General features: G+C 71.0%; 10 protein-coding genes and 1 pseudogene. 8 read left to right on the forward strand and 3 right to left on the reverse strand.

Features of this window, described 5'->3' with window-relative positions; translation table 11 throughout:
• Window positions 1-248: pseudogene (locus tag VF542_RS16560) on the forward strand (hypothetical protein); the annotation flags it as partial.
• Window positions 249-442: 194 nt separating this feature from the next.
• On the opposite strand, the gene VF542_RS16565 reads toward VF542_RS16560, so the two are convergent.
• Window positions 443-1,018 carry a helix-turn-helix transcriptional regulator gene (locus VF542_RS16565; RefSeq protein WP_408652799.1) on the reverse strand — a complete coding sequence of 192 codons (576 nt, stop codon included), beginning with the start codon at window positions 1,016-1,018 and terminating at the stop codon, window positions 443-445.
• 354 nt (window positions 1,019-1,372) lie between these two features.
• Here VF542_RS16565 and VF542_RS16570 point away from each other — a divergent pair, with 354 nt between their 5' ends.
• The gene (locus tag VF542_RS16570; RefSeq protein WP_408652800.1) at window positions 1,373-1,573 is read left to right on the forward strand and encodes a helix-turn-helix transcriptional regulator; all 201 of its coding nucleotides are present in this window, start codon (window positions 1,373-1,375) and stop codon (window positions 1,571-1,573) included.
• A gap of 140 nt (window positions 1,574-1,713) precedes the next feature.
• On the opposite strand, the gene VF542_RS16575 is transcribed toward VF542_RS16570, so the two are convergent.
• Window positions 1,714-2,583, reverse strand: coding sequence for a formate dehydrogenase accessory sulfurtransferase FdhD (locus VF542_RS16575; RefSeq protein WP_408652801.1), 870 nt, complete (start codon window positions 2,581-2,583; stop codon window positions 1,714-1,716).
• A gap of 405 nt (window positions 2,584-2,988) precedes the next feature.
• On the opposite strand from VF542_RS16575, the gene VF542_RS16580 reads away from it, so the two are divergent.
• From VF542_RS16580 to VF542_RS16605, 6 genes are read left to right on the forward strand one after another with little or no spacing between them, the layout of a single operon-like run.
• The gene (locus tag VF542_RS16580; RefSeq protein ID WP_408652808.1) at window positions 2,989-4,251 is read left to right on the forward strand and encodes a replication-associated recombination protein A; all 1,263 of its coding nucleotides are present in this window, start codon (window positions 2,989-2,991) and stop codon (window positions 4,249-4,251) included.
• A gap of 51 nt (window positions 4,252-4,302) precedes the next feature.
• Window positions 4,303-4,713: a DUF948 domain-containing protein gene (locus tag VF542_RS16585; RefSeq protein WP_408652802.1), complete on the forward strand. Its 411-nt coding sequence runs from the start codon at window positions 4,303-4,305 to the stop codon at window positions 4,711-4,713.
• Between the two features lies 1 nt (window position 4,714).
• The gene (locus VF542_RS16590) at window positions 4,715-5,062 is read left to right on the forward strand and encodes a hypothetical protein (RefSeq protein WP_408652803.1); all 348 of its coding nucleotides are present in this window, start codon (window positions 4,715-4,717) and stop codon (window positions 5,060-5,062) included.
• Window positions 5,052-5,501: a Holliday junction resolvase RuvX gene (gene ruvX / locus VF542_RS16595; protein WP_408652804.1), complete on the forward strand. Its 450-nt coding sequence runs from the start codon at window positions 5,052-5,054 to the stop codon at window positions 5,499-5,501. The genes VF542_RS16590 and ruvX overlap by 11 nt, the downstream gene beginning before the upstream one ends.
• Before the next feature lie 45 nt (window positions 5,502-5,546).
• The gene (gene mltG, locus VF542_RS16600) at window positions 5,547-6,701 is read left to right on the forward strand and encodes an endolytic transglycosylase MltG (protein WP_408652805.1); all 1,155 of its coding nucleotides are present in this window, start codon (window positions 5,547-5,549) and stop codon (window positions 6,699-6,701) included.
• Window positions 6,702-7,520, forward strand: coding sequence for a shikimate dehydrogenase (locus tag VF542_RS16605; protein ID WP_408652806.1), 819 nt, complete (start codon window positions 6,702-6,704; stop codon window positions 7,518-7,520).
• Here the strand turns inward: VF542_RS16605 and mobA are convergent.
• On the reverse strand, window positions 7,444-8,158 hold a 715-nt coding region (mobA, locus tag VF542_RS16610; protein ID WP_408652807.1), incomplete at its 5' end, for a molybdenum cofactor guanylyltransferase. The genes VF542_RS16605 and mobA overlap by 77 nt on opposite strands.

Genomic DNA, 8,158 nt, shown 5'->3' on the forward strand with positions numbered 1-8,158 from the left:
GCAACGCCGCCCTGGCCTGCCGCCGACACAACCTCTGCAAGGCCAACACCGGCTGGCAATACCACCGCAACCACGACGGGACACTCACCTGGACCGACGACACCGGCCACCCACACACCAACCACCCACCACAACGCTGGAGCAACCGTCCCCACACCGGGTCGGCCGCCACCGGCGGTGTCCCAGCCGAACGGCCCGCCGAACGCGCCCTGGCTGGCCGGACATATCTCGGCGACCCTCCTTTCTGAGCCGTCGAGATATGCGTTCCATCACTGCTGGCCCCTCGAATCTGCAATTACCTAAGTAGGACTGCATGTTCTTATCGAGGGATCAAGGCAAGTCTGTCTACATCGGCGTGCCTATTAGCGATGTAATGCATCTCGAAATGCTGAATGGCAGAGTAGTGGAGTGTCGCAAACTCACCTATTCCGTACGAGGGGCTTCAGTCGGCAGCTTTGGCGGCCTGAGCCAGGGCGGCGGTGATCACCCTCGCCAGGTGATCCAGCGTTTCGGCCAGTCCCGGACGGTCATCGGCCTCGGCGGCGGCTTCGGCCAGCAGCCGCCGCCGCAGGTCCACGACCGCCAGCACCGATTCGCCGTCGATGTTCGACAGTTGCAGCGGTGGCGGCACCGCGCCGCCATTCTCTTCTCGAGCGACAGCTCGACGCAGCAGTTCCCGGGCGAGTTCGGCGTCCGACACGTCCGTGACGGTGGGAACCATGACCGGCGCGGCGACCGGCACGCCGTAGGCTTCGGCGGCCGCGATGAGCAACTGGTCCGCAGGCATCCGCAGGGCCTCGGCAAGCACGTACACGGTCTTGCGTGAGGGCATTTCTTTGATCGTGTCCCGCGAATCGGTGAGGATGGAGTGCAACGTCTGCCTCGACAGGCCTGACAGACGTACGACATCGGCCGGTTTGTACCCGCGCTCGTCCATACGTGCCTGGATCAGCCTACGAAACGCATGCATACCGAAATTCCTTTTCCATTCCTGTACCTCCACGCCAAACCACACCACACCGGCTGTCTACACGTGGCAGCGAGTACTAGTGCCTGCTATTCGTCTGGGCACTCTACTGATCACGTCTGGGATTCCGGGATCCGCCAGGGCGGGCAGTCCTTAACCTCCGTTCTACAGCATCGGACCCGCCGTCCGACAGTACTTGACAAAACAAGTACTCGCAGCCAAGATCGATAGAACGACTGCAGAAAAGAAAGCTTGCTTTCGCTGCCTGTCATTCTCTCGTCTGCCCGCCGCGTCCATGCTGGAGGCCTGTATGCCCAGGGAGTCCGACACCGCCGGACGCCCTGTCCGTCATGGGTACTTGACGCCCGGGCCGAAACCCCCCGCGGTGACGGGAGGTGAGCTGTCATGCGCCTACGGAGCAGGGAAATCTTGGTCGAGTGCCTGGAACTGGCCGGCATGACCGAGCGGGAACTGGCCCGACGAGCCGGGCTGAGCCACTCCACGGTGAACCACCTGTGCACCGGCCGCCGGGACAGCTGCTCCCGGGAGAGCGCGAACGCGATCGAACACGCGCTCAATCTCGACGAGGGCAAGTTGTTCGTGTAAGCCCATCACCGGCATCAGCACTGCCAGGCCGACGCCCTCGGCCAGAACGGCCCACCCGGCTGGCCGCCGAGCTGCCTCGATCGGTTGCCGAGCTGCCTCGACCGCCCCAGCGAGCTGCCATCCGAACGCCGGCAACCCACCTACTCCAGGCCGGTCACCAGCGGGCTGCCGGCGTAGACGTTCATCCGGCCCGGCCGCACCATGCCGGCCAGCACCAGGTCGTGATCGCGAGCGAGATCCACGGCCAGGTCCGAGGGGGCCGACACCGCCACCACCCCGGCCACCCCGGCCGCCACCGCCTTCTGGATGATCTCGAACGACACCCGGCCGCTGACCACCAGCAGCAGGTCAGTCGCAGGCAGTCGGCCGGCGAACAGCGCCCAGCCGGTGACCTTGTCCACCGCGTTGTGCCGCCCGACGTCCTCGCGGACCACCAGCAGCTCCCCGGTGTCCGTGGCCAGCCCGGCGGCGTGCAGCGAGCCGGTCCGGTCGAAGGTCCGCTGCCGCTGCCGCACCCGGTCCGGCAACCCCTGCAGCACCTCCGCCGCGACGGTCCAGCCCGTGGTGTGCGGAGCGGACCGGCGCAGCGGCCTCAGGTCGAGGACGTCGGCGCTGCAGACCCCGCACGCCGCCCCGGTCACCCAGGCCCGGGGCCGGGGCGGTTGCACGCCGTCGGCCAGCGCCAGATGCACCTGGTCGATGCCCCGGCCGCTGATGCCGTCGATCCCGTCAGCGGCCCGCAGCTCGAGGTCGTCAGAGGTGCGGCACTGCCGCAGGCCCAGCAGTTCCGCGGCCGACCGGACCCCCGATTCCACGGTCAGCCAGCCCGCCGCCAGTTCGAGGTCATGACCAGGTGTGCGCATCAGGGTCGCGATCGACTCCCCGGAGACGATCAGGTTCAGCGGCGCCTCGACGGTCAGCTCGTCGCCCACGGACTCGACGTTGCGCGGCTCGTCCGGCGACCCGGCCCGAACCCGGGTGATTCTGCGTCGTGCCGTCATGACACCCATCGGCAGCAACTCCATCCCCGCGGTCGAAGCCCGCGTGGCTCCTAATCTAATGAGCCTGCGGTGGCGGCGGCCGCTCGGCGTGTCGCGGGCTAGGGTTGGCCGGGCACGCCGGGCACGCCGGGCACGGGTCGGCACGCCGAGCATGCCGGGCACCGAGTCGGCACGGAGACGGGCACGCGGCAGTCAGCAAGCGGGGAGTCGGCAAGGAGTGAGGATGCCAGCAGCCACGACACGGCCCGCCGGGCACCGGTCATGACGCTGTTCGGCGAGCCGGATGAGGACAGCCGCGCAACGGCGGCCGGCAACAACCCCCAGTTCGACGGCGGACCGTACGACGGCGGGCGCTACGGCAGCGCCGGCCAGGTCGGCGGCGCCGACGACCCGAACAGCCCGCTGGCGGTCCGGATGCGCCCGCGGTCCCTCGACGAGGTGCTCGGCCAGCGGCAACTGCTCGGCCCCGGCTCACCGCTGCGCCGGCTGGTCGAGGGGGACGCCCCGATGTCGCTGATCCTCTACGGCCCACCCGGCACCGGCAAGACCACGCTGGCCACCATCGTCTCCACCGCCGGCAACCGGCGTTTCGTCCAGCTGTCGGCGCTCAGCGCGGGCGTCAAGGACGTCCGGTCGGTGATCGACACCGCCCGCCGCACCCTCGAACACGGTGGCCGGCCCACCGTCCTGTTCATCGACGAGATTCACCGCTTCTCCAAGACCCAGCAGGATTCGCTGCTCGCCGCGGTCGAGGCCCGGACCGTCACCCTGGTCGCGGCCACCACCGAGAACCCGTACTTCTCGCTGGTCGCCCCGCTGCTCTCGCGCAGCCTGCTGCTGACCCTGCAACCGCTCACCGACGACGACCTCGACCAGCTGATCGACCGGGCACTGACCGACGAGCGGGGGCTGGCAGGCGCGGTCACCCTCGACGGCGAGGCCCGGGCCCACCTGCTGCGGATGGCCGGCGGCGACGCCCGCCGGGTGCTCACTGCGCTGGAAGCCGCGGCGGGCGCCGTGCAGGCCGACGGCGGCCGGCAGATCAGCCTCGCGGCACTGGAACAAGCCGTCGACACCGCGGCCGTGCGCTATGACCGCGACGGCGACCAGCACTACGACGTCATCAGCGCCTTCATCAAGTCCATCCGGGGCTCTGACGTCGACGCCGCCCTGCACTACCTGGCCCGGATGATCGTGGCCGGGGAGGACCCGCGGTTCATCGCTCGCCGGCTGGTCGTGCATGCCAGCGAGGACATCGGCATGGCCGATCCGACGGCGCTGCTGGCCGCTACCGCGGCAGCCGAGGCGCTGGCCCTGATCGGCATGCCCGAAGCCCGGATCAACCTTGCCCAGGCCACCATCCACCTCGCGCTGGCACCGAAGTCCAATGCCGTCATCACGGCCATCGACGCCGCCATCTCAGACGTCCGCGCCGGATCGGCCGGCTCGGTTCCGCCGCCGTTGCGGGACGGTCACTACGCCGGCGCCGGCAAGCTCGGCCACGCCCAGAAGTACCAGTACCCGCACGACCTGCCCGAAGGGGTCGCCACCCAGCAGTACCCGCCGGACGAACTGGTCGGGCGCGACTACTACCAGCCCGGCCAGCGTGGCGCCGAGCGGGCGATCGGTGAGCGGTTGGCCAAGCTGCGCGCGGTGATCCGTGGCAACCGGCGCTGATCGCCCAGCGGGTAAGGTCCATCAACATCCGAGAACCGAAGGAGGCACCGCGTGCACGCTGGAGCCATCGCCGCTTTGATCGCCGCAGGTGCGTTCGTCCTGCTGGTCCTGCTGCTCGCGATCCCGCTGCTGAAACTGGGCAGGACGCTGGACGAGGCGACCCTCGCGATCCGCAAGACGCACGAAGGCGCGACCCCGCTGCTCACCGGCGCCCAGACCACGGTGGCCAACGTCAACAGCCAGCTGGAACAGATGGAGGGCATCACCCACGGCGTCAGCTCGATCACCTCGAATGCCGCGGCGCTGACCGCGATCGTGTCCTCGACCGTGGGGACCCCGCTGATCAAGGTCGCGGCCTTCTCCTACGGCGTTCGCTCCAGCCTGCGCAAGCGGCAGGACAGCCAGGCGATCGCGGCGGCGCGGGCCAACCGTCGCGCGAGCCGGCGTGGCGGGGACCGCTGACATGCGCAGGCTGTTCTGGCTCGCCCTCGGCGCCACCCTCGGCGTGCTGATCTTCCGCAGGCTGTCCCGGGCCGCGGAGCGGATGACGCCGCAGGGGATTGCCGCAAGCCTCGGGGCGGGGCTGTCTGAGCTGGCCGCCGCGCTGCGCGACTTCGCCGGCGACGTGCGCGAGGCCATGTCCGCCCAGGAGGCCACGCTGCGGGCCGCGGCAGGACTCGATGCCGGCGGGGAGACTGCGCTGTCCACCGGCGCCGCCGCACCGAGCGGCGCCGTGGTACCCGGTCCGGCCGGCGACGTCGCCGCGGCGGTCAGCCCGACGGCCGACAAGCCGGCGGCCGGTGGCTCCTGAGCCTCGCCAAGCCGGCGTGTGGTTCGGGGTGGATGTCGGCTCGGTCCGGGTGGGGGTGGCCCGCAGTGACCCGCGCGGAGTGCTCGCGGTGCCGGTGGCCAGCCTGCGCCGGGACCGGCGGCTGGGCTCCGATCTCGACGAGCTGGCCGCACTGCTGAGCGAGCACGATGCGGTCGGCGTGGTGATCGGGCTTCCCCAGACCCTGGCGGGGCGGGCCGGGGCGGCGGTGCAGGACGCCCGCGAGTACGGCCGGGCCGTCGCGGCACGGATCGCGCCGCGTCCGGTAGTTTACGTCGACGAGCGGCTCACCACGGTTCTGGCGCAGCGTAACCTCAGGTCAAGCGGCGTCCGAGGCCGCGCCAAGCGCTCCGTGGTCGACCAGGCCGCGGCCGTTGAGATCTTGCAGTCCTACCTGGACGGTTCCACCAGCACCACCTGAACAACCCAGCACCACCCTGAATAGTGGATTGGAAGGCCTCACACGGTGGAGGGTTCGATCGACGAGTTGCGGGATGACGAGCACCTGCTGTTCGCCTCCCCTGACGGCGCGCCCCATGTCCCGGGCGCCCGCAAGCGTTCGCAGCGTCACCAGGGACGCCGGCGAGCGCACCGGTTCGCCCCCTTCGTCGCTATCATCCTGATCCTCGGCCTGATCGGGGTCAGCTACAAGATCGTCACCTCGGTCAGCAAGCGGTTCGCCACCCCGGACTACTCCGGCTCGGGCCAGGGATTCACCCAGGTGAAGGTGTCACCGGGCGACGGCGCCAGCGACGTCGCGGCCGCGATGGTGCGAGCCGGGGTGGTCAAGTCCAGCCGCGCGTTCATCACGGCCGCCGAGGATTCCGGCCGGGCCAGCGACATCCAGGCCGGTGTGTACCGGGTGCCGCTGCGCGCCTCCGGCAAGGCCGCCATGGCCGCCATCCTCGATCCGGCCAACCGCCTGGTGTCCGAGGTCACCATCCCCGAGGGCTACACCGAGAAGCAGGTGCTCACGCTGCTGGCCAGCAAGACCGGCCTGCCCATCGCCGAGCTACGGGCAGCCGCCGGCCGGATCTCGAACCTGGGCCTGCCTGAGGGGCTCAGCCCCAAGACCGCCGAGGGGTTCCTGTACCCCTCGACCTATGAGTTCGACCCGGGCCAGACCGCCGACCAGGTGGTGCAGCAGCTCGCCGCCCAGTTCGGCACCGAGTACCGCAAGCTCGGCTTCGCGGCGGCGGCCAAGGCCCAGCGGCTGACGCCGTACCAGGCGCTGATCATCGCCTCGCTGATCGAGTCCGAGGCCAAGTTCGCCGAAGACCGGCCCAAGGTGGCCCGGGTGATCCTGAACCGGATGGCCAAGGGCACGCCGATCGGCATCGACGCGGCCAACCGCTACGGGGTGGCGCTGACCGGCAAGGATCCGAACTCGGTCACCTACGCCGAGAACTCGCCGTACAACGTCCGCACCCACCCCGGCCTGCCGCCCACTCCGGTGTCCAATCCCGGCGAGGCCTCGCTGCGAGCCGCGATCCAGCCGGCTGCCGGCAACTGGCTCTACTACGTGGTGGCCGACGCGGCGGGCCACCACATCTTCACCGCCGACGAGAAGGCCTGGTCGGCCGCGGTAGCCAAGTGCAAGGCGAACGGCTGGGGCTGCTAGTTGCCGCGGCGTTCGGCGGCGGTGCTCGGCAAGCCGGTCGGGCACTCGCTGTCGCCGGTACTGCACCGGGCCGCCTACCAGGCACTCGGCCTGACCGACTGGAGCTACACCGCGATCGAGTGTGACTCCGACGGCCTGGCCGGCCTGCTCGCGCGCTCCGGGGCCGAGGTGGTGGGCTACTCGTGCACCATGCCGCTCAAGCGCCAGGTGCTGCGGGTGGCCGGCTCGGTCAGCCCGGAGGCGGCCGCCATCGGCGCCGGCAACACGCTGCTGCGTGGCCCGGCCGGCTGGCATGCCGACAACACCGACTGGACCGGGATTCAGAATGCGCTCGCCGCCGCCGGCCTGGCCGCCGGGGGAGCGGTCACCGTGCTCGGTGCCGGCGGAACCGCCCAGGCCGCACTGGCCGCCCTGCCCGATGCCGACCGGGTCACCGTGCTGGTCCGCGAACCGTCCCGGGCCGGGGAGCTGCTGGCCACCGCGCGGCGGCTGGACCGGCAGGTGAGCGTGGCGCCGCTGTCGCAGCCCCAACGCTGGCTGGATGCCGACCTGATCATCGCCACGCTGCCGGCCGGAGCCGCCGACCGCTACGCCGGCCTGCCGTTCCGCGCCGACCAGGCACTGCTGGACGTGGTGTACCACCCGTGGCCGACGCCGCTGGCCGGCGCGCTGGCCGCGGCCGGTGCCCCGGTGGTCAGCGGCGCGGCGATGCTGCTGCACCAGGCTGCCCGGCAGGTCGAGCTCATGACGGGGAGTGCAGCTCCAGTCGAGGCCATGCGAGCGGCGATGTCGGCAGCCGTCCCGGGCTGCGGCGTCTGATCCGCTCCGCTGCCGCGCGCAGGTCATCGGGTGTGTCGACATCGGCGGAACAGGCATCGAAGTCCGGGACGTGGGCGATCTCGACCCCGTCGTACAGCGCCCGCACCGCAGCGTTGGCGGTCGAGGGCAGCGCCGCCACTGCCGCCCGCAGTGAGGCGGTCCGCCACACCGCGGCCAGGTAGTTGACCCGGCCGCTGGTGTCCACCAGCACGCCCACGTCACTGGTACCGGGAGCGACGCAGCGCTGCAGCTCTGCCAGGGCCGGGCCGATGAAGGGCAGGTCACCGGCCAGGACGGCCACGCTGGGCTGGGTGATCCGGTCCAGGGCGGCGGCGATCGCGGCGACCGGGCCGCCCCCGGCCGGGCGCTCGAGGCAGAACTCCGGGCTGCCCAGGGCGATCCGGGCCGGGCCGACCTGCACCCGGGTGGCGGCGAAGCTGGCAGCCAGCAACACATGGTCGGCCAGCGGCCAGCCGGCCAGCCGGATGAGTGCCTTGGCGCCGAGCTCGTGACCGCCGAGCCGGACGCCACGGCCGCCGGCCAGCACGACGGCATCGCAGCTCAGCACCCTGCGCACCGTGCGCAGGGCCCGCACGCTGCTGTGCAGGGTGACGGGGTCGGCGAACCCCCTGCGCATG

Source organism: Jatrophihabitans sp., from assembly GCF_036389215.1.
Classification (GTDB): domain Bacteria; phylum Actinomycetota; class Actinomycetes; order Mycobacteriales; family Jatrophihabitantaceae; genus Jatrophihabitans_A.

What these genes read in the sequence shown, in the direction of transcription:
- VF542_RS16580 (WP_408652808.1), top strand. Translation starts at nt 2,989, where the DNA reads ATGCGCCCGCGGTCCCTCGACGAGGTGCTCGGCCAGCGGCAACTGCTC.
- VF542_RS16575 (WP_408652801.1), bottom strand. Translation starts at nt 2,583, where the DNA reads ATGGGTGTCATGACGGCACGACGCAGAATCACCCGGGTTCGGGCCGGG.
- VF542_RS16570 (WP_408652800.1), top strand. Translation starts at nt 1,373, where the DNA reads ATGCGCCTACGGAGCAGGGAAATCTTGGTCGAGTGCCTGGAACTGGCC.
- VF542_RS16590 (WP_408652803.1), top strand. Translation starts at nt 4,715, where the DNA reads ATGCGCAGGCTGTTCTGGCTCGCCCTCGGCGCCACCCTCGGCGTGCTG.